The sequence below is a fragment of the Bacillus sp. ME78 genome, from assembly GCF_903970865.1.
Taxonomy (GTDB): Bacteria; Bacillota; Bacilli; order Bacillales; family Bacillaceae_G; genus Bacillus_A; species Bacillus_A cereus.
In genome coordinates, this window is the sequence record NZ_CAJCKK010000024.1 from 15,469 (window position 1) to 37,168 (window position 21,700).

The window sequence follows — 21,700 nt, forward strand, 5'->3', positions numbered from 1 at the left end:
AAAACTACGTTGAATATTTGAAGTGAGATTAAAAATAATGTGGGAGAGTGAGAGATTGCTACTTTACTAACGGTGGGACGAATATTATAATAATTCTGATAAACTATGCAAACGCTTTCTTAGAAGGGGATGGTGTACAGATGTTTAAAAGAATAACAATAGTCGGATTGTCAGTTGTTTTGTTTTTACCTAGTATATATGAGGGGAGTAAAGCATATGCAGATACAGTTAACAATGGAACGTTAATGCAGTATTTTGAGTGGTATGCTCCGAATGATGGGAATCATTGGAATCGTTTGCGTACTGATGCTGAAAATTTAGCGCAAAAGGGAATTACATCTGTTTGGATACCACCTGCATATAAAGGAACTACGCAAAATGACGTAGGATATGGAGCATATGATTTATATGATTTGGGGGAATTCAATCAAAAGGGAACAGTGCGGACGAAATATGGGACGAAAGCACAATTGAAGTCTGCAATTGACGCTTTACATAAGAAAAACATCGATGTATACGGTGATGTAGTTATGAATCATAAAGGTGGGGCTGATTATACGGAAACTGTCACAGCAGTTGAAGTAGACCCGAGCAATCGAAATGTTGAAGTATCAGGTGATTATGAAATTAGTGCGTGGACAGGGTTTAACTTTCCAGGGCGTGGAGATTCTTATTCTAATTTCAAATGGAAATGGTATCATTTTGACGGAACAGATTGGGATGAAGGAAAGAAATTAAACCGAATTTATAAATTTAGGGGCATAGGTAAAGCGTGGGACTGGGAAGTGTCTAGCGAGAATGGGAATTATGATTATTTGATGTACGCGGATCTTGATTTTGATCATCCAGATGTTGCGAATGAAATGAAAAAATGGGGAACGTGGTATGCGAAGGAATTAAATTTAGATGGCTTTCGTTTAGATGCTGTTAAACATATTGATCATGAATATTTGCGCGATTGGGTAAATCATGTTAGACAGCAAACGGGGAAAGAAATGTTTACAGTAGCTGAATATTGGCAAAATGATATCCAGACTTTAAATAATTATTTAGCGAAGGTCAATTATAATCAATCTGTGTTCGATGCACCACTTCATTATAATTTTCACTATGCTTCAACAGGAAATGGGAATTATGATATGAGAAATATTTTAAAAGGAACGGTAGTTGCGAATCATCCTACACTTGCGGTTACTCTAGTTGAAAATCATGATTCACAGCCTGGTCAGTCATTGGAATCTGTAGTGAGCCCTTGGTTCAAACCGTTGGCATATGCATTTATTTTAACGCGTGCAGAGGGATATCCTTCTGTTTTCTATGGTGATTACTATGGTACAAAAGGAAATAGTAACTATGAAATTCCAGCGTTAAAGGACAAAATTGATCCGATTTTGACGGCACGAAAAAACTTTGCATATGGTACGCAGCGGGATTATTTTGATCATCCAGATGTAATTGGCTGGACAAGAGAAGGTGATAGTGTACATGCTAATTCTGGTTTAGCAACATTAATCTCTGATGGACCAGGAGGGTCAAAGTGGATGGATGTTGGGAAGAATAACGCAGGGGAAGTATGGTACGATATTACGGGTAATCAAACAAATACTGTAACAATTAATAAGGATGGTTGGGGACAATTCCAAGTAAGTGGAGGATCAGTTTCCATATATGTTCAGCAGTAATTTGGTGATGAAAAAGAAGAGGTAGACTGAAACATAAGTCTACCTCTTCTTTTTATATTGTGCATATTTATCCCGCTATTTGTGGTCAGTCCGATTGGTGAGGGCTTATTAAAGTTTCACTTTATTTTTCCTGAATCTTTATTGTAATAAAAGAGTTAGTCGACCTTTATAACAACAAGAGAGGCATTGGAATATATAATGTCACCCGTGGCTTCTCTTATTCGTACTCGAAGAACGTCCCCTTGATTTAAAGGTAGTAAATCAGTTCTGGCGGATGTAGCTCTCACCCCAGAAGCACCACCAACTCGCGTTTCAATTGCGAATTGAATGGAATCGTTTATTGTAAGATTTAATATACTAGACGATATAGTTTGTATTACAAATACAATTGAAAAGGATACAGAGTACACGCCAGTGGTATCAATTGTAATAGAATTATTTAATGGATTTAGGGTAGTTCCACTAGCAGGTCCTGGAATGGTAAAATTAATATTTGTATTAACTACTGCTGAAAAACCGATTCCTACTTCAGAAGTTATTGCTCCAAATATGGGAAGAATCCCTAAACCGGTTGCGCCAGTAGGACCAGTTATTCCGATTCCGGTAGAACCTGTAACCCCAGTAGGACCAGTTATTCCGATTCCGGTAGGACCTGTAACCCCGGTAGGACCAGTTATTCCGATTCCGGTAGGACCTGTAACCCCGGTAGGACCAGTTATTCCAATTCCGGTAAAACCTGTCGCGCCGGTAGGTCCTGTGATTCCAGTAGGTCCGGTGGGGAATGTAAATGGTGGAATTGATGGTAGTGTGGGACCGATTAAATTTGGTTCCAGAGCAGGTCCATGTAAAATATTATATTCTTCACTCATATAGTAAACCTCCTATCATTGCTTGTCATAATTATTAAATGTATTAGGGGAAGTAAATGACATTCGCAATAGCGGAGGCGCTTCTTATAATTTCTCTTCAGTGAATATAGACCTAATTTAAGCAATATTGAAATCTATAGTTACGTACTACTAAAGTATGACACCTTTACTTCTCACGTAACATATAGTATGATGATTTCAATAAATTAGATTTCAATGACTATAATATAAATTAATGAGAGGTGCTTTTTGTGAGTGCGGTAGGTATTAAATAGGAAAAATTTAATGAAATAAATCGGATAAGACCAGGGGATTTTTATGTACATCATACCCCTAATTTTGTCATGCGTTTATTTCAAAACCTATGAAGATACCTACAATACTTTATAAAGCGTGTAATAAGGGACTGCCATCTATTTTTATGGCTTATTTCCTCATACGTTATTACACATGCCTTGTAAATGTAAAAGCTGCGGTATCCCCGCAGCTTTTTTGTATATATTTTTAATGTATAAAAATGGTAATTAAATAATGTAGAGCTCATTGGAATCTAATGAGTAGGTATCTTCATTTATGATAAAAATCAATCATAGTGAGGAGAAACAAAATGAATACGATGACTTTTGAAAAGTTACAATATAACGAATTAAAGGATATAGTGAAATCTTATTGTGTAAGTGGATTAGGTAAGGAATTAGTAAACAAATTAGAGCCGAGTACGAGTATAAAAGTAGTGAGAAATCGCTTGAATGAAACGACAGAAGCACGAGCTATATTAGATGCAGAAGGGCATGTTCCTTTCTTCGGCATTTCTAATATTGCTAGTACAATTCAAAAATTAGAAAAAGGGATGATTTTAGATCCAGAAGAATTAGTAAGTGTTTCAGACTTTTTACGTGGGTGTAGAAAGATTAAAAAGTTTATGTTAGATAAAGAATTTTTTGCACCAGTATTAGCTTCTTATGCAAATTCAATGACTGAATATAAAAGTATTGAAGAGGAAATTAACTTTTCAATTAAAGGAAATAGTATTGATGTAGCTGCAAGTAAAGAGTTAAAACGAATTCGAAATAATATCGATTCTGTAGATGGGAAAATAAAAGAACGTTTAACGAAGTTTTTAAATAGTAGTGCAAATAAGAAATTCATTCAGGAATTCTTTATTAGTAAAAAGGATGACCGTTATACGATTCCAATTAAATCTTCCTATAAAAATCAAGTTGCTGGAAGTATTATTGAAGCCTCGGCAAAAGGTTCTACTGTATTTATAGAACCGCATACGGTTACGAAATTGAATGCAGAATTAGCAGGTTTGAAAGCAGAAGAAGCGGTTGAAGAGTATCAGATTTTAGCGACTTTATCAGGAATGGTGTTAGAAAACATTTATAATATAAAGATTAACATGGAGCTAATTAGTCAGTATGATATGGTATTTGCGAAAGCGAAGTTTAGTAAATCGATTGATGGAATAGAACCGAAGTTAAACGATCATGGCTACATTCATTTAGTGAATTGTAAGCATCCGCTTTTAACAGGGCAAGTTGTACCGTTACATTTTAAAATTGGTCAAGAGTATCGTAGTTTAATTATTACAGGGCCGAATGCGGGCGGAAAGACAATTGTGTTAAAAACGATTGGATTGTTAACATTAGCTACAATGTCAGGTCTTCATATTGCAGGAGATAAAGGTACAGAAATCGCTATTTTCGAAAATGTATTCGTAGATATTGGTGATAATCAAAGTATTGAAAATGCACTAAGTACATTTTCGTCTCATATGAAAAATCTGTCTGAGATTATGAGGATGTCAAATAATAATACGTTACTTTTATTTGATGAAATAGGGAGCGGTACAGAACCAAATGAAGGTGCAGCACTTGCAATTTCTATTTTAGAAGAGTTGTACTTTGCGGGATGTATTACCGTTGCGAGTACGCATTACGGAGAAATTAAACGATTCTCAGAAATGCATGATGACTTTATGAATGCAGCGATGCAGTTTAATAGTGAAACGCTAGAGCCGCTTTATAAATTAGTTATCGGAAAATCAGGAGAAAGTAATGCACTTTGGATTGCGAATAAAATGAGCGTAAAAGAACATGTACTGAAAAGAGCGAAAGAGTATATGGGAAATAAAGAGTACGCTTTAGAAAAAGTGAATGAAAGTAAAATTAGAAAACCGAAATTTGTACAAGAAAAAAGAGAATCTCATTATGAGTACAAAATCGGCGATCGTGTGAATTTATTGGATCATGATGATTTTGGTATCATCTATAAGGAAAAAGATAATTTTTATAACGTTGTTGTATATTATAACGGTGAATTCGTTGAAGTAAATGTAAAACGTATTACTTTAGAAGTAGCAGCGAAGGAGTTATATCCAGAAGGATACGATTTAAATACACTATTTGTTGATTATAAAGAAAGAAAAATGCAACACGATATTGAGCGCGGATCGAAAAAAGCACTGCGTAAAATTCAAAAAGAAATAAGAAAGAATAGAGGATAAGTTAAAATGGTAACGATTAGACAAGAACAAAAAAATGATTATAGAAAAACAGAAGAAGTCATAAAAGAAGCATTTTTAAAGGAAGAATTTAGTGATAAAACAGAACATGAACTTGTAAAACGTATTAGAGAATGTGACGCGTTTGTTCCAGAGTTATCAATTGTTGCGGTAGATGAAGATATAGTTGGTCACATTATGTTATCGAAAATTACAATAGAACAAGATGGAACTTCTGTAGAATCGTTAGCACTTGCACCAGTTTCAGTTGCTAGGGGTCATCAGAAAAAAGGAATTGGTGGAAACCTGATTGTAGCTGCATTAGAAAAAGCGAAAGAACGTGGATACGGATCAGTTGTAGTATTGGGACATCCAGAGTACTACCCGAAATTTGGTTTTAAGAAAGCAAGTGAGTGGAATATAAAAGCACCGTTTGAAGTGCCTGAAGAGGTATTTATGATAATGGAATTAACAGAAAATTCTCTTCGAGGTGTAGAAGGAATTGTACAATATTCGAGTGCTTTTGCTGAGTAGGAGTAACGGTTAAGAAATGTAATCATAAAAGATGCTATCTTTTTGTATGGATATACAGAAAGATAGCTTTTTTTATTAAGCGGATCTACTGACGTATATTTTGCTCAATGAATAATTGAGGTGGTAAAATTGATATAGAAACGTAAAGGGAGAGAATGAAATGAATAAGCGAGAAACAGATAGCAATGAGAATGCAGTTACGTTATATGTTACAAGACACGGTAAAACAATATTAAATACGAATCATCGCGCGCAAGGTTGGGCTGATTCTCCATTAGTAGAAAAAGGTGTTGAAGTTGCCACAAATTTAGGAACAGGATTAAAAGATATTCATTTTATGAATGCGTATAGTAGTGATAGCGGCCGAGCGATTGAAACTGCTAATTTAGTATTAAAATATAGTGAGCAATCAAAATTAAAACTTGAGCAAAGAAAAGATTTGCGAGAATTAAATTTCGGTATTTTTGAAGGTGAAAAACTTGAGAATATGTGGGATGTGGTTGGAAAAGCTGCAGGCGTTGCATCACCAGAAGAACTTATGAAGTTTTCTATTCAAGAAGTGATTAATCTTATTAGAGTAGCAGATCCTACAAAACAGGCGGAAGATTGGGAATTATTTTCTACTCGTATAAAAGCTGAGATAGATAAAATTAGTGAAGAAGCTGCTGGAAATGGTGGCGGTAACGTTTTAGTTGTCGTTCATGGGCTTTTGATTACTACCTTAATAGAAATGTTAGACAGTAGCAAAACAAAACTTGGGGTGGAAAATGCTAGTGTGACGAAGATTGTATATCAAGATGGAACATATACAGTCGAGTCGGTTGGAGATATGAGTTATGTTGCAAAAGGGAAAGAAAGTGTGGAAATATAATTAAATCTCAAATAGAAATAAGAAAAGGAAGGTAGAGAAATCTAGCTTCCTTTTCATTTTGTGAATTATGGGATTAATAAAATCTTCCCTGTGCTTTTACGGCTCTCTAATAATTCATGAGCAAGAGCACCGTCTTGTAAAGAGAATGTAGTAGGATTTGAAATGTTTAATTTTCCAGTTGCGATCCAATCGAATAATTGAGTAGATCGTTTTTTACGTTCTTCATAAGTGGTAAGAACGTTCCAAAGGTCTCCGCCAGTTAAAGTTTTTGAAGTATCCATAAGCATACGTGGATCAACTGGAGCAGGATTACCACCAGCCATTCCGTAAAATACGACAGTACCGCCAATTTTAGTAGCGTTAAAACTTTCCTCTAATGTAGAACCTACTGATTCATATACAAGATTTACTCCAGTTCCATTAGTCATTTCAAGTACTTTCGTATGCCATTCTTCGTTATATAAAAATACGTGATTGGCACCAGCTAATGTAGCTATCTTTGCTTTTTCTTTTGATGATGTAAGACCAATTACTGTTCCGCCCTGTAGTTTAATCATTTGAATAAGAAGTTGACCGACGCCACCAGCTGCAGCGTGTACTAAAGCTATATCACCTTGTTTTAGTTGATAGCTATCGTGCGTTAAATAATGTGCAGTTAATCCTTGTAATAAGACAGAAGCGGCTGTTTCAAAAGAAATAGAATCTGGTAGTGGGATTACTTTTTCAGATGGAACGGCAACTAGTTCTGCATTTGCAAATGGGACGTCCGCAAATGCAATACGGTCTCCTAGGTTGATAGTAGTAACGTCAGCTCCTACTTTTTCAACAATTCCAGCTCCTTCATAACCTAATACATAAGGCGGATTGCCAGCAAGATGATAATCGCCGCGGCGTCTATAAATATCAGCGAAGTTTAATCCGATTGCTATCGTGCGGACAAGAATTTCATTTGGACTTATGATTGGATCGTGTATTTCTTTATAGTGTAGAACATTAGCGTCTCCGAATGTTTCGAAACAAAGTGCTTTCATATGGAATACCTCCATTTATATTGTTTATAGATGTTCTTTATCATACAATACAAATATCAATAGACAAAGAGGATTATTTCGATGGAATCAATCGGAAATATCGATTGAAAAGAGGGATGATAAATGGAAATAAAACAGTTAATTACATTTAAAGTAGCGGCACATACTTTGAACTTTACACAAACTGCGAAGAAATTAAACTTTGCTCAATCGAGCGTGACAGCGCAAATTAAAACGTTAGAAGCTGAGCTCGGTACACCGTTATTTGAAAGATTAGGAAAACGTCTTTTCTTAACTGAAGCAGGTAGGAAGTTTCAACTATATGCCGACAAGATGATTGCACTCAGTAACGAAGCGAAAATGGCTGTGAAAGATGATGAAGAAATAGCAGGTACGTTAATAATTGGTGCACAAGAAAGTCAATGTACATACAGACTGCCTTCTATATTAAAGCGGTTTAAAATAAAATTCCCAAAAATAAAACTTATATTTAAACCAGCACATTCCAATAAAGATGCGAAGGAACAATTGATGGAGGGGAAAGTAGATCTTGCATTTATTTTGGACGAATGTAAAACAGAAGATGTTTTACATGTGGAACCACTTATGAAAGAAGAATTAAAAGTAGTAGCTGCTCCTACGCATCGTTTACTTGAACAACCTTCAGTTTCTATAAAAGATTTAGAGAGTGAAACACTTTTACTAACAGAATTAGGCTGCTCGTATCGGACTTTATTTGAAGAGCTATTTCGCTGGGAAGATGTATATCCAGCAAATAAAATTGAGTTTGTTAGTGTTGAAGCAATTAAACAATGTGTTATTGCAGATTTAGGCATAGCCGTTTTACCAGCAATAGTAGTAGAAAAAGATATACGAGAGGGGACGATAAAAGAGTTACATTTAGAAAATACAATCTCTCCGATTTATACGCAAATCGCTTGGCATAAAGACAAATGGATGACAGTGCCACTGCGACAATTTATTGATGTAACGAGGGAGTTTTTTGTAACGGATTAAGTGGAGAAATATTTATTTTATATAAAAGAAAAAATGGCAATTTTGTATAAAGAACCGATGCTTGAATATAACAAGTATTGGTTCTTTTATGTTTTAAATATAGAATGCTATAAAATGTGTATTTCTCAACTTTTTTTCTTACAAGGATAAGTAAAATTCTTCGTATATTCCAATAATCATAAGGGAATTTACAACGTTTATTCGTTTCTGTAAGATGCCTCTAGGAAGCGTGAAAGGAGGACTTACATAGCAGTATAGCTTGTCTTTAGTATACGTACTTATTGTGAGGAGGAATTTAAAATGTTTAAAAAGTTAATGAAAGTATGCGTGTTAAGTGCGGCAAGTATAGGTGTATTATTTAGTTTTCAAGGAAGTACATTTGCAGCTACTGATTTAAGTAGTTATTATGACGGGAAAAATCCAGCAACAACGAAAGTATACGGGGGAAGTACAACGTGTGATGCAGATGGATTTAATGCAAAGTCTACAGCAGTTTATGAAGGTAGTAAAAAAGTAGGGACAGTGTATTTACGTTACAGTAATAAATGTCATGCAGCGTGGTCTAAGCTTGTTTTAGATCAACCAGCTCCTTCTGTTTCTGGAGGGGTATATGCTTACGCTGTTATTAATAAATATAAAAATGGTGTATTCCAAAAATCAGTAGACTCTAATAGTGGCAATGGGGCAATTAAAACAGGACAAACGAGTACGTATACAGGAATGGTGTTTGATTTAACTGCTGATTTTGGTTATACAGCTGATGCCGAAGCGGTGACGATTAATAATGGTTACGGGAAAACAGCACGTTATTAATAAAGGAGTGAAATGATATGAAACTTTTAAAAAAGACGAGTGCATGTTTATTGCTATCTTTACTCGTTGTAACTAGTATGTTTAGCACGACTAATAGCGATAAAGCATACGCAGAAGACCATTCATATGATGGGAAAAGTCCTTATTATAACAGCTGTGATCAATCCGCAGTAACGAAAGAAAAGAAGTGGATTGATTCAAATTCTTATGTGGAATTAAAATTTAGCACGACGTGTAAGACAGCGTGGGCAAAAGTTACTGTAACTCGCCTGGCAGTTTATAATAACGAAGCTGATGCAAGGATTGTTAGAAAAACAGATGGAAAGGCATACACTTGTGGAAGCGCTGGAGGAAATGGTGTTGTAAATAAAGGGCAAACATCATGCTATACGCCAATGGTATATGACTTAGATCCAAGAAAGGCGCAAGCACAGGGGAAACATGCAATACCAAATAGTGATGCTTATAATTATGCGGAGACTATTTGGTATTGATGAGGATATGGAGATTGTAAGATAGAATATTTTAAGAGCATGTTTTGATTGGATTTCAAAACATGCTCGTTTTGTATTCATTCTAATTTTTTCTGTAATCATGGACCATTGAATTAACTAAGGTCTGTATCAGGAGGATTGTATCCAAGGTGACGAGCCATTGATACAATTTGTCCTTTATGATGAAACTCATGAGTCTCTGTATGAGTTAAAAGCCATAGCGGAGTTGTGCTCCAAGGTTCTCTTTGCCATTTCACTTCATTTGCTATGTTTTCAAGCCAACGATCATTGTATTCATTTAAAAAACTTTGTACAGTCTCATCTACTAATTTAAATCTAGCACGGACTTTCGCGACATCTGCATGCTCAATTTCGTAATCGCTAGCAAATGAAAAATCTGCTCTTTTTTGCTTGAATGCGAATGACCCAAGCCAGTATCGATAGCAATCGGCTACATGAATATGTGTCTTTATAATGCTACCGCTCCCGAAATTCGGAACAGTGCTATGTAATTTTTCTAATGGGATTTCTTCTAAAAATGTGAATAGAGTTTCTCTTGTAGAGCTAATAAGATTATATTGCTGTTTTAAAATATGTAACATGCAAGTACACTCCTCTTTTATTTACATAGTAAGTAATTCTATATTTACGAGGAGTGAACCTTTTTATTATTTTTAATAAGCATATTAGATGTATTTCTTATTTGTTTCTGATAGATTAAACAAGGTGAAACTTTAATAAGTTGAACATTATTAGTTCATAATAAATTGTACATCAAGAAGGGGAACGATAAAATGAACAGACTAGTGGGTTTAAAACAATTTGAAATAACGCGCGGGGCGTTACTTAAATTTATGGAAACGTTAGATGATAAAACTGCGGATACGCAGCCAGAGGGTTTTAACAATACAATTCGTTGGCATATCGGTCACGTGTTAACAGCAGCAGAAGTTTTCATGTTTGGAAAAGAATTCAAACAATTACCAACTGAATATCCAGGTATGTTTGGGTATGGATCACGACCATCTAAATGGAAAACAGAAGGACCATCGTTAGAAGTGTTAACGGCTCAATTAAAAGAACAAGCAAAACGTATTAACGAAATTCCAGCAGAAGCATTTGAAAATAAACTACCAGAGCCATTCCTAGGATTGGAAACAGTAGGGGAGCTTTACGGTATGATGCTTTATCATGAAGCTGATCATATTGGGCAAATGAAAGCGATGGAACGTATTATTAAAGCTCTTTAGTCTTAATTGCATATAAAACAAGCAATACAGTTGTAATGTTAAATAATATATACAAAAAAGGTAGATAAATTATTATCTACCTTTTTTGTATAACTTCTTGAAGGATTAGGGATTATCATCGTGGTGCTGATGAAGAAGGATAAGAGAATTTTATAATTTTTATGGTGTGATTATTAATTATAGTATTCCTAAATATGGAATATACGTATAATAATAGAGAAGAACTAGAAATAGGGGTGAATACTATGATTACATTAGAGCAAAAGTTGGAGCAATATAAACATACATATGTACAGTTAAAGGGAGAACTAAAATGGAAAACGAGTGATTCTCGAACAGGAATGATGATTGCTGCTATGTATGCAGGTAGTGATAAATTGTTTGATCTCGGACGTTTTTTAGAAATTAGTAGTTATATTAAGAATCAGGTAGGGATGTTTTCATACTTAAAGTCTTATCATCGTTTTGTAGTGGCCGCAACATTAGATATTCACTTTACAGATTACAAGGAAGTTTTTCGGAAGTTTTTAGATTTATATGAACAATTGGTCACTGGTGGCTTTAGCCGGAGTATATTTACTTATCTCGCAGCAGCTGTGCTTTTAACAGAAGAAAATGAACAGCATGGCGCGCACATTCAGCGTTCGATGCAAGTATATAAACGCATGAAAAAGGATCACCTCTTTCTTACAAGTACAAATGATTATCCGCTCGCAGTTTTATTAGCAGGACAATCAGAGCATGTAGAAACACTTATGGACCGAGTGGAACGTCTTTACCAGAAACTAGCGACAGCTGGTTTGCGTAAAGGGAATGATCTTCAATTTTTGAGTCATATTCTTTCACTAAAGAAGGATGTCAGGGAAGAACTATTAGTTGCAAAATGTACAAATATATGGAATTTGTTAAAGCAAGAAAAGGTAAAAGTAAAACAGATGCATTACCCAGCTATCGGGCTACTAGCGTTACTCGAGGACGGAGAAAAAGAGATTCATTCTATTCGAGCATTTATTGAAAAATTGCAGGGGGATAAATTGTTCCGTTGGCATACAGATACAACTATTCTTATTGCTATTCAACTGTTCGTAAGTCAGAAAGGTGAGGAAAGTAAAGCTACTAACACAGGTTTACAAACAATGATAGAAGTCCTCATACAAGCACAACAGGCAGCCATGATGGCAACGATTGCCGCTTCATCTGTAGCAACATCTTCTGCTAGTAGCAGTTCATAATGTGTAATTGCTTATAATCTTGTAAATTATAACTCCCTTGATAAGGACGGTTTAAAAAATATTACTAAAAACAGTTAGCTCATCACTCTCTAATGAGTGATGGGCTAACTGTTTTTACATAATCAGCATTATCTTTTTGATTCCTTCAAATGTTTGAGCTGCGTGACAATCATAATGCTAATAACAACGAGTAAAAACCATGAACTAATTTTGCTTAAGTGAACGAGACTCCATGCTTCCCGTTGATTTGGATATTGCCATGCTCCGAAAAATGTTGCGATGTTCTCTGCAATCCAAATGAAAAATCCGATAAGGAAAAAGGAGAGAACGAGTGGCATTTTATATGTAACGCCTTGTAATGAAAATTGTACAAATGTGCGAGAGAAAACAATGAATAGTAGTAAAGTTAATATCCATCTAAAATCGTATGTAAAGTGGTGTGTGAAAAAATTGAAGTAAATCATAGCTCCTAACGGCACGGCAAAAATAGCTTTCGGCCAATGATGCATTTTTAAATGCAACCTTCTCCACGCTTGACATATGTAACTCGCGACACTCGCATACATAAAACCGCTGTAAAGCGGAACTCCAAAAACCTTCGAATATGCCTCTTCGGGATAACTCCATGAACCGAAATGTACTTTATATATTTCTAGTAAAAGGCCGATGAGGTGGAAGATGGTAATTACTTTTAGTTCGTCTTTTGTTTCAAGACCCGTCTTGTACATAATCCACTGCATAAGAAGGCATACGATGAGTATGAAATCATAGCGGTATAACTCTGGGATTGAAACAATTTTTGAAAGGGCTAGTGTTAAGAAAATAATGACTGGGAATAAGCAAGATAATGCTTGTTCGTAAGTGAAATGTAGTAGTTGTTTTATATAGAACATTGTGTCACCTTCGATGTTTTTTTATTGGAAAAATCAAAATAATCAATAATTATACTACGATTTAAAAAATAATCCAGTAGTCTATTTTGCATGTATTTGTAAGTTTTAGAAGGGAATTGTAATGAGTATTTTAATATTGTAGAAAAGTAAAAAAATAGTTTGCTATTTAAAAAAAGTGGGGATATAATATCTAAATGAAAATGATAATTATTATCAATAATAATTACAAATAAAAAATAATTATAAAAAACAACTGAATATAAAGGATGAAATGAAACATGTTACATAAGTCTACTGTACATGCTGGTAATAACCGCTGGATACATATTAAGTTCATATGTTTCATGAGCTTAACAATTTTATGTTTAATTGGATCTATATTTTTAGCCATTTCATTTGGTGCAAAAGATATTCATTTACAAACGGTGTGGGTAGCGGTTTTGGATTACGATCCGAAATTAACACAGCACCAAATTATTTATGAATTAAGGCTCCCGAGAGTAATTGGAGCAGCAGTTGTAGGGGCAGCTTTTGCGGTTGCTGGTGCTGTTATGCAAGGTGTAACACGAAATCCTTTAGCTGATGCAGGTGTACTTGGCATAAATGCAGGAGCGATGTTTGTAGTAGCACTTAGTTTTGCTTTTTTTCCGCATATGCCGTATTCCTATTTAATGATTGTTTCCTTTATTGGAGCAGTCTTAAGTACAGTACTTATTTTTGTTATTGGATCAGCAACATCAGGCGGGTTAACACCAATGAGGTTAACGATTGCTGGAGCGGTTATGGCAGCGCTTTTACATTCATTAAGTTCAGGTGTTGCGATTTATTATGATTTAAGCCAGGATTTAGCGTTTTGGTATGCTGGTGGTGTTGCAGGGGTTAAGTGGGAACACTTGAAATTTTTAGTCCCTATTATTCTTATAACGATTATTTTTGCAATAGTGTTAGGGCGATCTATTTCACTCATATCAATGGGGGATGATGTTGCTACAAATTTAGGAGTAAAAACGAACCGAACGAGAATACTAGGGATGATTATAGTAGTCATTCTTGCAGGTGTATCTGTTTCAGCTGTTGGCTCTATTGGGTTTGTAGGACTAGTTATCCCGCATATTGCTAGAAAATTAGTTGGTGTGAATTATAGACTCATTATTCCTATGTCAGCATTATTAGGAGCTATGTTATTAGTTGTAGCTGATTTAGGGGCAAGAACAGTAAATCCTCCTAAGGAACTTGCGATAGGGATTATGGTAGCTCTTGTTGGAGTTCCGTTCTTCCTCTATATAGCACGTAAAGTTGGGAGGGAGTTGTAAGTGAAGGATCTTTTGAACACAGATAAAAAGAGAGCCATTACTGTAACTACAATTTTTGGTTGTATTAGTATCGCTGTCATTTTAATTAGTTTAAATACAGGGACACTGAGCATTGCACCGCTCAAAGTAATTCAAACGCTTTTCGGTTATGGTGATTTTGAGAGCGAGACCGTGCTATATGATTATCGTATGCCAAGAATAATAATCACAATGTTAGCCGGTATTGGCCTTGGGATTTCCGGTGCGATTTTGCAAGGGTTATCACGTAATGCACTTGCAGACCCTGGTATTTTAGGATTACATGCAGGTGCATCTTTCGGGCTAATTATATTCGTTACTTTCTTTCATTCTATTAATGAGAATGCATCGATTTTAATACCGTTATTTACATTTGGCGGGGGAGTACTAGCTGCATTTTTAATTATTATACTGGCGAGTGATCGGTCAAAAGGTTTACTTCCTATTAGACTTATTCTCGTTGGTATTGCTGTTTCAGCTGGATTTAGTGCGATTTCGTTATTTTTCTCTCTCAAGTTAAATGATGAGACGTATACATTCGCTTCTAGATGGTTAGTTGGTAACGTGTGGGGAAGGGATTGGATTCATGTCCTTGCATTATTACCTTGGATTTTCATACTAACCCCGTATACATGGATAAAATCTAAAACGTTAAATGCATTGTCACTAGGTGATAGTGTAGCAGCAGGGCTTGGTGTTTCTGTTCAAAAAGAACGGTTACTACTTTTAGCTACAGCGGTTGGATTATCTTGCGCGAGTGTATCGATGGCAGGAGGAATTGGTTTTATCGGTTTAGTTGCTCCGCATATCGCAAGGAAGTTAGTAGGTACTACATATCAAGACTTTCTTCCTTTAGCTGGCATTATCGGAATGATTATTTTAGTGCTAGCAGATACGATAGGTCGTTCTATATTTGAGCCAAACTCTATTCCAGCTGGTGTAGTAGTGGCGGCATTAGGAGCACCGTATTTTCTTTATTTACTTACAAAAACAAAATAAATACTTCAAAGAGGAGAACATATGAAAAAGAAACTTATTATTTTATTTAGCATGATGTGTATTTTAGTATTAGCAGCATGTGGTCAAACGAAAGCTAATGAAGAGGCAACGAAAAAAACGGAAAAAAGTAATGATCCAAAAATCGCCTCTATGTCCATTCATTTAACAAATAATTTACTTGCATTAGGAATTACACCAGTAGGTTCTGTTATTGGTGGAGATTTAAAAGATTTCTTACCGCACGCTAAAGAGAAGTTGAAAGATACGAAGAAGCTTGGTGTTGTAACAGATCCGAATATGGAAGCGTTACTTCAATTAAAGCCAACGGACATTTATGTTGATGAAAAATATGCTGGTAAAGATGTAGCGAAATACGAAAAAATTGCAAAAACACATTCTTTCAATTTAGATGAAGGTACGTGGAGAGATCATTTAAAACAAGTTGGTAAACTTGTAAACCGTGAGAAAGAAGCAGATAAATATATTCAAGATTACGAAGAGCAATCAAAACGAGTAAAAAGTTTAATAGATAAAGAGCTAGGTAATAACGAAAAAGTAATGGCAATTCGCGTTACTGCAAAAGAATTACGTGTATTTAGTACAAAAAGACCGATGGGACCAATTTTATTCCAAGACTTAGGATTACAACCTGCAAATGGTGTAGAGAAAATTGATGGAAACCGTCCTTTCGAAGTCATTTCACAAGAAGTATTACCTGACTTTGATGCAGATGCTATTTTCGTTGTCGTTAATAGAGATGATAAAGCGAAAGCTGCATTTAAACAACTTCAAGAAACACCAATTTGGAAAGACTTAAAAGCTGTTAAAGGTAAGCACGTATACATTATTAATGACCAACCATGGCTTGACTATTCTGCTTTAGGTAACAAAATGGCAATGGATGAAGCGGAGAAAATGTTTACGAAATAATATAGTTTCGCTATTAGGAAAGGCCCTCTAAATTTGGAGGGCTTTTTATTATTGTTAGAATAAACGAAAAATTATACAATGAAGTTAATTTCGTGTAGAGGAGATGTGCCAATGTCAGCGCTTATTGTAAGTATCCCGTGTATAAAGCAGTTTATAGAATAAGGGGATAAATAGGCTAATAATTATCCCTGTTATTAAAAAAGGGGGAGTTTGAAATGACAATGAATCTTTTTCAAAATAAAACGATTAAATTATCAGCTATTAGAGAAGCAGATGCTGAAGTAATGGCTATGTGGCAAGAAGATAGTGAGTATTTAAGGAATGTAGATACAGATGTAGCATTCCCGCAATCGATACAAGAAATAGCAAGTGATGGGCTATTAAAGGGACGGAGATCGAATAGTGTTTCTTTCATGTTAAGGACAGTTCAAGATGATCGCTTAATTGGTTTTGTTGCAATTCATGGCATAGAGTGGAATAACAGAACGGGTTTATTAGCCATTGGTATAGGAGATGCAAATGATAGAGGAAAGGGATATGGAAGAGAAGCAATCCATCTTATCTTAAAATATGCTTTCTATGAATTGAATTTACACCGCGTCGGTCTGGATGTGATTTCTTATAATAAAGCAGCCATTGCGTTGTATAAAAAGATAGGTTTTCAGATGGAAGGGTGTATGAGAGAAGCGGTTCAAAGAGATGGGAAGTGTTTTGATCGTATCATTATGGGGATATTGCGGGATGAATGGATAGGGTTGCAAGATTAGCGAATACATTCAATATTATATATGTAGTATGCAGGAGATATAATGATAATTGGCGAAAATTTACAGTGAACTGATTGAATTTATAAGGAGTTATGTAAAATGAATTTAGAAAAAGCAAAACCAGTAAATGAAGAGGTCGCTGAATTAAAGGAACTAATTAAAGAGTTACACGGAAGTGTACATCAACTGCAAAGCGAAGTGCAACAACTAAGGCACGAAAGACCAGTTGTTGAAGTGAGAAAAGGTGTTCAATTATCACCAACAATTGTCGGACAAATTGGTGGTATGATTTTAGGTGGGTTAGCAATTATCGGTATATTTTGGTGATGAAAAAAGGTTTGCAGCACGATGCTGCAAACCTTTTGGATTTGACGATATAATTTCATGCAATACAACTTTTACATTAAATAACGTAAATATATATAAGCATGTGATAACAAGAGTGCAACAATAGTTAATGGTAAACCAATTTTTAAGAAGTCCATATAAGAGAAAGCATGTCCTTCACGTTTTGCAATACCAGCAACGACTACGTTTGCAGATGCTCCGATTAGCGTTCCATTTCCTCCTAAGCAAGCTCCAAGAGATAACGCCCACCATAGTACTTCGATTTGCGGAGAATCGACAGATAGTCCGAGTCCTGTAGCTAAGTCTTGAATAAGAGGAATCATCGTAGCGACAAATGGGATGTTGTCGATTGTCGCAGATGCGATGCCAGATACCCATAAAATCAGTATAGCTGCGAATCCGATGTCACCGTTTGTTACGCCGATTACTTCTTTTGCAAGTGAAGAGATAAGTCCGATATCAATTAACCCGCCAACGAGAACAAATAGTCCGGCGAAGAAGAAAATGGTTACCCATTCAACGTGGGCAAATACATCTTCAATATCATGTTCTTTCACGCCGATTAACATAAGAAGTGTAGCGCCTGTCATCGCGATAACAGCAGCGTCTACATGAATAATCGAATGAAGTACGAAGCCTAAAATAGTTAGTCCTAAAATCGAAATAGATTTTAAAAGGAGGCTTTGATCTTTAATGTAATCTTTTTCGTTTAATGCCATTAGTTTTTCGATTTGTTCAGGTGTTGTTTTTAGTTTGTTACGGTACATGAAGTAAATAATGCCAAGTGTCACAATAGAAATAATAATTACGATTGGAGCTAAGTTAAGTAAAAAGGCGTTAAAGTCTAAATGCTTGTTTGCTGATCCAATCATAATATTAGGTGGATCACCGATTAATGTTGCTGTTCCGCCTATATTTGAAAACAGCACTTCTGAAATCAAATAAGGCACAGGATTTACTTTTAAAATACGTGTAATGGATAATGTAACAGGAACGATTAATAAAACAGTCGTTACATTGTCCAAAAATGCTGATCCGACAGCAGTTAATAGGGATAGTAATAATAAAATGCGAATCGGTTTTCCGCCAGCTGCTTTTGCCGCTTTAATGGCCACAAATTCAAAGACGCCTGATTGACTCGTAATATGTACGAGAATCATCATCCCAATTAAAAGGGTAATCGTTTCCCATTGAATATGTGATGTGAAAGCAGTATGTAAATCTACAACTCCAAAAATAATCATAATAGCAGCACCGAATAGTGCGATTACAGCACGATTCAATTTCTCAGAAATAATAAATCCGTACGTGATTAAAAATACGGCAATTGCAAAATAATATTGCCAATTTGCTACTTCATGTGCTGACTGTTCCAATCATGTCACCTTCTTTAAATTATGTATTCAATTGTCGAAATGTATCTCGCTGCAATAATACGGGATAAAATATATTGTAGCAAATTCAAAAAAGAAAGAAAACTATTTAACAAAGTGAAGGAAAAAATGTATTTTTTACATATCATATAAAAAATATAAAAAACACAGTGCAAATTATTAGGAAAAGTGAGCGTTGTCCTCTAATATAGAGATAGCAATTTACATTATTTTTGCGTAAAATGGTTTAAAGAGGTGAATTCCGATGGAAATAGTAAAAGATAGTTCTCTTATTCAAAATGAAATTGAACGTTTTGTAAATAAAGATGTATATATTCATTTAGAAACGACAAACGGAGCGTATGCATCACACATAAATGAAAAGATGATGACAGTTGGTGCTTTCATTCGAAATGCAATTATCCGTTTTGAACGCGGGAAGATAACTGGAACAAATCCATACCGAGTTGGTCTAAAAATGGATCATGGTTGGGTATATGCTGAAGGTATTACGCACTGGGAAGTAGATGGTCAAGAGCGTTTATTACTAGCTGGACATGATAATTTAGGTCGTCTAGCAGTTGCACTTGAGTTAAGCTTAACACCATTTAAGTAAGAAGGAGGGAAACTTATGGAGAGACATGTACTTGTTGTATTTCCGCATCCAGATGATGAAGCATATGCTGCGGGAGGAACAATTCGCTTATTAACAGATCAAGGAGTACCTGTAACATATGCATGTGGTACTCTAGGACAAATGGGACGTAACATGGGTAAGAACGTATTCGCTAACCGTGAAACGATCCCAAATATCCGTGAGAAAGAATTGAAAGATGCTTGTGAAGCGATGGGCATTAAAGATTTAAGAATGCTTGGCTTCCATGATAAAACGTTAGAATTTGAAGATGTTGATTTCGTTGCTGACAAAATTGAAGCAATCATTCAAGAAGTAAATCCATCTCGAATTATTACATTTTATCCAGAGCACGGTGTACATCCAGATCATAATGCATTTGGCCGCGCTGTCGTTCGCGCTGTATCACGTATGCCAAAAGAAGAGCGCCCAGTTATCCATGCTGTTGCGATTACGAAAAATCGTGAGGCAGTATTAGGAGAACCGGATGTTGTAAATAACATTAGTGAAGTATTTGATCATAAATTAACGGCACTAGGTGCGCACCGTTCACAAACAGAAGCAATGCTTGAAGACACGCATGCAAAAATAAAAAACAAAGATGCAGCAACATTAAAATGGCTGCAACTTGAACAGTTTTGGACTTATAAATGGGAGTAGGCTAGAAGGATATCTTCTAGTTGCTCTTACATAGAAAAAGCGCCGTCACTTGTGATGGCGCTTTTTCTTGTTGAAGACTATATATTTTTTAGGGTGCTTCAAAATTTAAAAATTAACGTGCAGTATAGCCTCCATCAACAAGAAGTGTTGTACCGTTAACAAAACTAGCATCATCACTTGCTAAAAATAAGACAGCTTTAGCGACTTCTTCTGGTGTTCCAAGTCTGCCTTGTGGATGAAGTGAAGCTAAATATTCTTTCTGTTGAGGATTAACACTACCTAGTAAAGGGGTGTCAATATAACCAGGGCACACCGCATTAATACGTATTCCATATTTAGCGTAGGCAGTACATAAATTTTGAGTTAATAGTTTCACACCACCTTTTGCAGAGGAGTATGCTGTTGGGGTAGGTAATGAAACAAAACTATGAATCGAACCAGCGTTAACGATGACACCACCTGTACCTTGTTTAAGAAATTGTTCAATCGAATATTTATCAGAAAGGAATACCCCAGACAAATTAATATCAATAGTTCTTTTCCACTTTTCATAGGATAATTCGTTTGCCGGTGCATCATCAGCAACGCCGGCATTGGCATACATAATATCTAAATTACCGTATGTACTTACTGTCTCATGAATTAGCTGTTTAATATCTGCCTCTTTTGTTACATCGGTTTTAATAAATAACGTATTGTATCCATGTGCATTCAATTCATCTGATAGTTCTTTTCCACGTTCAGAAAAGTCAGCAATAACTACTTTTGCACCTTCTTCGATAAAAAGACGAACAGTAGATTCGCCAATTCCACTTGCACCACCAGTTATGATTGCTACTTTGTCTCTTAATTTCATATAAACCTCTCCATTCATCAATGAATTTAAGTCGAATTTTTAAATCTTGTTACTAAACTATTAACCTTAAATAGTAAGTAGATAGAAGAAAAAGCTCGCGTTTACTTAATCGTGAGAGTGCTATTTTTCTTTAGTGTACTTTTTGATACAGTTATGGACGAAAATATTAATTTGGTCAATTTTATCATTAGATTGAATATTTGGTAAAGAGCTCTCGAACAGAGCGAGTACGGATGCTGAAAAATTAAAATAAACATGCAGTATTATTTGTAGGGTAAGGAACAAGGGGGGGAGAGAAGCATAACGAAAACTACTACTCTAGTTAAATAGGAAAAAGCCTTGCAGGGGGGCAAGGCTTTAAACAGGGTATTAAAAATTATTGATTTATTAAGAATAACTTCTTCTTGTGAATAAACTAATTTTAGCATGATAACTCATATGTATGTGTTACGAATTTGTGAATAAAAACTCAATGATAAAAGTATGAGTGAAAGGAAATAATTTATTTGAAATATGTATTATTACAGAAAGTTCAGTTGAAATAGTGAGGAAAATAAAAAAGTGCAATGAGCAAAATAAGTAAGAGACGAATTATACCAAAGATTAGTGG

The 21,700-nt window shown here is 35.3% G+C and carries 22 protein-coding genes; 16 read left to right on the plus strand and 6 right to left on the minus strand.

Annotation, left to right across the window (positions count from 1 at the left end; genetic code table 11):
• Window positions 1–140: 140 nt before the first annotated feature.
• On the plus strand, window positions 141–1,682 hold the full coding sequence (amyS, locus tag H6481_RS21415) for an alpha-amylase (RefSeq protein WP_071731248.1): 1,542 nt from the start codon (window positions 141–143) through the stop codon (window positions 1,680–1,682).
• A gap of 155 nt (window positions 1,683–1,837) precedes the next feature.
• Here amyS and H6481_RS21420 read toward each other — a convergent pair whose 3' ends face one another.
• Window positions 1,838–2,551, minus strand: coding sequence for an exosporium leader peptide-containing protein (locus tag H6481_RS21420; RefSeq protein ID WP_182813167.1), 714 nt, complete (start codon window positions 2,549–2,551; stop codon window positions 1,838–1,840).
• A gap of 607 nt (window positions 2,552–3,158) precedes the next feature.
• On the opposite strand from H6481_RS21420, the gene H6481_RS21425 reads away from it, so the two are divergent.
• The 3 genes from H6481_RS21425 to H6481_RS21435 all read left to right on the plus strand — a co-directional run bounded on the left by H6481_RS21425 (window position 3,159) and on the right by H6481_RS21435 (window position 6,462).
• Window positions 3,159–5,060, plus strand: coding sequence for an endonuclease MutS2 (locus tag H6481_RS21425; protein ID WP_182813169.1), 1,902 nt, complete (start codon window positions 3,159–3,161; stop codon window positions 5,058–5,060).
• 6 nt (window positions 5,061–5,066) lie between these two features.
• Window positions 5,067–5,591, plus strand: a complete 525-nt coding sequence (locus H6481_RS21430) for an N-acetyltransferase (RefSeq protein ID WP_075718569.1) — start codon at window positions 5,067–5,069, stop codon at window positions 5,589–5,591.
• 160 nt (window positions 5,592–5,751) lie between these two features.
• Window positions 5,752–6,462, plus strand: a complete 711-nt coding sequence (locus H6481_RS21435) for a histidine phosphatase family protein (protein ID WP_001042044.1) — start codon at window positions 5,752–5,754, stop codon at window positions 6,460–6,462.
• A 65-nt stretch (window positions 6,463–6,527) separates the two neighbouring features.
• Here the strand turns inward: H6481_RS21435 and H6481_RS21440 are convergent, their stop codons facing one another.
• A complete protein-coding gene (locus tag H6481_RS21440; protein WP_182813171.1) occupies window positions 6,528–7,493 on the minus strand; it encodes a quinone oxidoreductase in 966 nt (321 codons plus the stop codon).
• 123 nt (window positions 7,494–7,616) lie between these two features.
• On the opposite strand from H6481_RS21440, the gene H6481_RS21445 reads away from it, so the two are divergent.
• The 3 genes from H6481_RS21445 (at window position 7,617) to H6481_RS21455 (ending at window position 9,817) form a co-directional block, all read left to right on the plus strand.
• Window positions 7,617–8,510, plus strand: a complete 894-nt coding sequence (locus H6481_RS21445) for a LysR family transcriptional regulator (protein ID WP_000403896.1) — start codon at window positions 7,617–7,619, stop codon at window positions 8,508–8,510.
• 300 nt (window positions 8,511–8,810) lie between these two features.
• Window positions 8,811–9,323, plus strand: coding sequence for a DUF2690 domain-containing protein (locus tag H6481_RS21450; protein WP_000473735.1), 513 nt, complete (start codon window positions 8,811–8,813; stop codon window positions 9,321–9,323).
• A gap of 17 nt (window positions 9,324–9,340) precedes the next feature.
• Window positions 9,341–9,817, plus strand: coding sequence for a DUF2690 domain-containing protein (locus tag H6481_RS21455; protein WP_000771162.1), 477 nt, complete (start codon window positions 9,341–9,343; stop codon window positions 9,815–9,817).
• Between the two features lie 113 nt (window positions 9,818–9,930).
• Here H6481_RS21455 and H6481_RS21460 read toward each other — a convergent pair whose 3' ends face one another.
• A complete protein-coding gene (locus tag H6481_RS21460) occupies window positions 9,931–10,419 on the minus strand; it encodes a DinB family protein (RefSeq protein ID WP_000902416.1) in 489 nt (162 codons plus the stop codon).
• 192 nt (window positions 10,420–10,611) lie between these two features.
• Here H6481_RS21460 and H6481_RS21465 point away from each other — a divergent pair, with 192 nt between their 5' ends.
• Both H6481_RS21465 and H6481_RS21470 read left to right on the plus strand, forming a co-directional pair.
• The gene (locus tag H6481_RS21465) at window positions 10,612–11,067 is read left to right on the plus strand and encodes a DinB family protein (protein WP_001081119.1); all 456 of its coding nucleotides are present in this window, start codon (window positions 10,612–10,614) and stop codon (window positions 11,065–11,067) included.
• A 194-nt stretch (window positions 11,068–11,261) separates the two neighbouring features.
• Complete coding sequence (locus tag H6481_RS21470; protein ID WP_182813173.1) at window positions 11,262–12,299, plus strand: DUF4003 domain-containing protein; 1,038 nt, start codon at window positions 11,262–11,264, stop codon at window positions 12,297–12,299.
• Window positions 12,300–12,427: 128 nt separating this feature from the next.
• Here H6481_RS21470 and H6481_RS21475 read toward each other — a convergent pair whose 3' ends face one another.
• A complete protein-coding gene (locus tag H6481_RS21475; protein WP_078401451.1) occupies window positions 12,428–13,192 on the minus strand; it encodes a DUF817 domain-containing protein in 765 nt (254 codons plus the stop codon).
• A gap of 278 nt (window positions 13,193–13,470) precedes the next feature.
• Here H6481_RS21475 and H6481_RS21480 point away from each other — a divergent pair, with 278 nt between their 5' ends.
• From H6481_RS21480 to H6481_RS21500, 5 genes are all read left to right on the plus strand, one after another.
• Window positions 13,471–14,505 carry an iron ABC transporter permease gene (locus H6481_RS21480; RefSeq protein WP_182813175.1) on the plus strand — a complete coding sequence of 345 codons (1,035 nt, stop codon included), beginning with the start codon at window positions 13,471–13,473 and terminating at the stop codon, window positions 14,503–14,505.
• A complete protein-coding gene (locus H6481_RS21485) occupies window positions 14,506–15,522 on the plus strand; it encodes an iron ABC transporter permease (protein WP_182813178.1) in 1,017 nt (338 codons plus the stop codon).
• Between the two features lie 21 nt (window positions 15,523–15,543).
• Window positions 15,544–16,452 (plus strand): iron-hydroxamate ABC transporter substrate-binding protein, encoded by a 909-nt coding sequence (locus H6481_RS21490; RefSeq protein ID WP_098680001.1) that lies wholly within the window; start codon window positions 15,544–15,546, stop codon window positions 16,450–16,452.
• A gap of 215 nt (window positions 16,453–16,667) precedes the next feature.
• Window positions 16,668–17,219, plus strand: a complete 552-nt coding sequence (locus tag H6481_RS21495; protein WP_065229144.1) for a GNAT family protein — start codon at window positions 16,668–16,670, stop codon at window positions 17,217–17,219.
• Window positions 17,220–17,318: 99 nt separating this feature from the next.
• On the plus strand, window positions 17,319–17,546 hold the full coding sequence (locus H6481_RS21500) for a hypothetical protein (protein ID WP_001047304.1): 228 nt from the start codon (window positions 17,319–17,321) through the stop codon (window positions 17,544–17,546).
• 71 nt (window positions 17,547–17,617) lie between these two features.
• Here H6481_RS21500 and H6481_RS21505 read toward each other — a convergent pair whose 3' ends face one another.
• Window positions 17,618–18,943 carry an ArsB/NhaD family transporter gene (locus tag H6481_RS21505; RefSeq protein ID WP_000437988.1) on the minus strand — a complete coding sequence of 442 codons (1,326 nt, stop codon included), beginning with the start codon at window positions 18,941–18,943 and terminating at the stop codon, window positions 17,618–17,620.
• 262 nt (window positions 18,944–19,205) lie between these two features.
• Between H6481_RS21505 and H6481_RS21510 the strand changes: the two genes are divergently transcribed.
• Together H6481_RS21510 and bshB2 are read left to right on the plus strand one after the other, a co-directional pair.
• Window positions 19,206–19,556, plus strand: a complete 351-nt coding sequence (locus H6481_RS21510) for a YojF family protein (RefSeq protein WP_000407046.1) — start codon at window positions 19,206–19,208, stop codon at window positions 19,554–19,556.
• A 15-nt stretch (window positions 19,557–19,571) separates the two neighbouring features.
• Complete coding sequence (gene bshB2 / locus H6481_RS21515) at window positions 19,572–20,234, plus strand: bacillithiol biosynthesis deacetylase BshB2 (RefSeq protein WP_000439487.1); 663 nt, start codon at window positions 19,572–19,574, stop codon at window positions 20,232–20,234.
• Window positions 20,235–20,346: 112 nt separating this feature from the next.
• On the opposite strand, the gene H6481_RS21520 is transcribed toward bshB2, so the two are convergent.
• Entirely contained in the window at window positions 20,347–21,090 is a 744-nt protein-coding gene (locus tag H6481_RS21520) for a glucose 1-dehydrogenase (protein ID WP_182813180.1), read from the minus strand.
• Window positions 21,091–21,700 lie beyond the last annotated feature (610 nt).

Bases quoted from the DNA above. Each gene is read 5' to 3' on its own strand.
- amyS (WP_071731248.1), top strand. From the start codon at position 141: ATGTTTAAAAGAATAACAATAGTCGGATTGTCAGTTGTTTTGTTTTTA.
- H6481_RS21420 (WP_182813167.1), bottom strand. From the start codon at position 2,551: ATGAGTGAAGAATATAATATTTTACATGGACCTGCTCTGGAACCAAAT.
- H6481_RS21425 (WP_182813169.1), top strand. From the start codon at position 3,159: ATGAATACGATGACTTTTGAAAAGTTACAATATAACGAATTAAAGGAT.
- H6481_RS21430 (WP_075718569.1), top strand. From the start codon at position 5,067: ATGGTAACGATTAGACAAGAACAAAAAAATGATTATAGAAAAACAGAA.
- H6481_RS21435 (WP_001042044.1), top strand. From the start codon at position 5,752: ATGAATAAGCGAGAAACAGATAGCAATGAGAATGCAGTTACGTTATAT.
- H6481_RS21440 (WP_182813171.1), bottom strand. From the start codon at position 7,493: ATGAAAGCACTTTGTTTCGAAACATTCGGAGACGCTAATGTTCTACAC.
- H6481_RS21445 (WP_000403896.1), top strand. From the start codon at position 7,617: ATGGAAATAAAACAGTTAATTACATTTAAAGTAGCGGCACATACTTTG.
- H6481_RS21450 (WP_000473735.1), top strand. From the start codon at position 8,811: ATGTTTAAAAAGTTAATGAAAGTATGCGTGTTAAGTGCGGCAAGTATA.
- H6481_RS21455 (WP_000771162.1), top strand. From the start codon at position 9,341: ATGAAACTTTTAAAAAAGACGAGTGCATGTTTATTGCTATCTTTACTC.
- H6481_RS21460 (WP_000902416.1), bottom strand. From the start codon at position 10,419: ATGTTACATATTTTAAAACAGCAATATAATCTTATTAGCTCTACAAGA.
- H6481_RS21465 (WP_001081119.1), top strand. From the start codon at position 10,612: ATGAACAGACTAGTGGGTTTAAAACAATTTGAAATAACGCGCGGGGCG.
- H6481_RS21470 (WP_182813173.1), top strand. From the start codon at position 11,262: ATGGAATATACGTATAATAATAGAGAAGAACTAGAAATAGGGGTGAAT.
- H6481_RS21475 (WP_078401451.1), bottom strand. From the start codon at position 13,192: ATGTTCTATATAAAACAACTACTACATTTCACTTACGAACAAGCATTA.
- H6481_RS21480 (WP_182813175.1), top strand. From the start codon at position 13,471: ATGTTACATAAGTCTACTGTACATGCTGGTAATAACCGCTGGATACAT.
- H6481_RS21490 (WP_098680001.1), top strand. From the start codon at position 15,544: ATGAAAAAGAAACTTATTATTTTATTTAGCATGATGTGTATTTTAGTA.
- H6481_RS21495 (WP_065229144.1), top strand. From the start codon at position 16,668: ATGACAATGAATCTTTTTCAAAATAAAACGATTAAATTATCAGCTATT.
- H6481_RS21500 (WP_001047304.1), top strand. From the start codon at position 17,319: ATGAATTTAGAAAAAGCAAAACCAGTAAATGAAGAGGTCGCTGAATTA.
- H6481_RS21510 (WP_000407046.1), top strand. From the start codon at position 19,206: ATGGAAATAGTAAAAGATAGTTCTCTTATTCAAAATGAAATTGAACGT.
- bshB2 (WP_000439487.1), top strand. From the start codon at position 19,572: ATGGAGAGACATGTACTTGTTGTATTTCCGCATCCAGATGATGAAGCA.
- H6481_RS21520 (WP_182813180.1), bottom strand. From the start codon at position 21,090: ATGAAATTAAGAGACAAAGTAGCAATCATAACTGGTGGTGCAAGTGGA.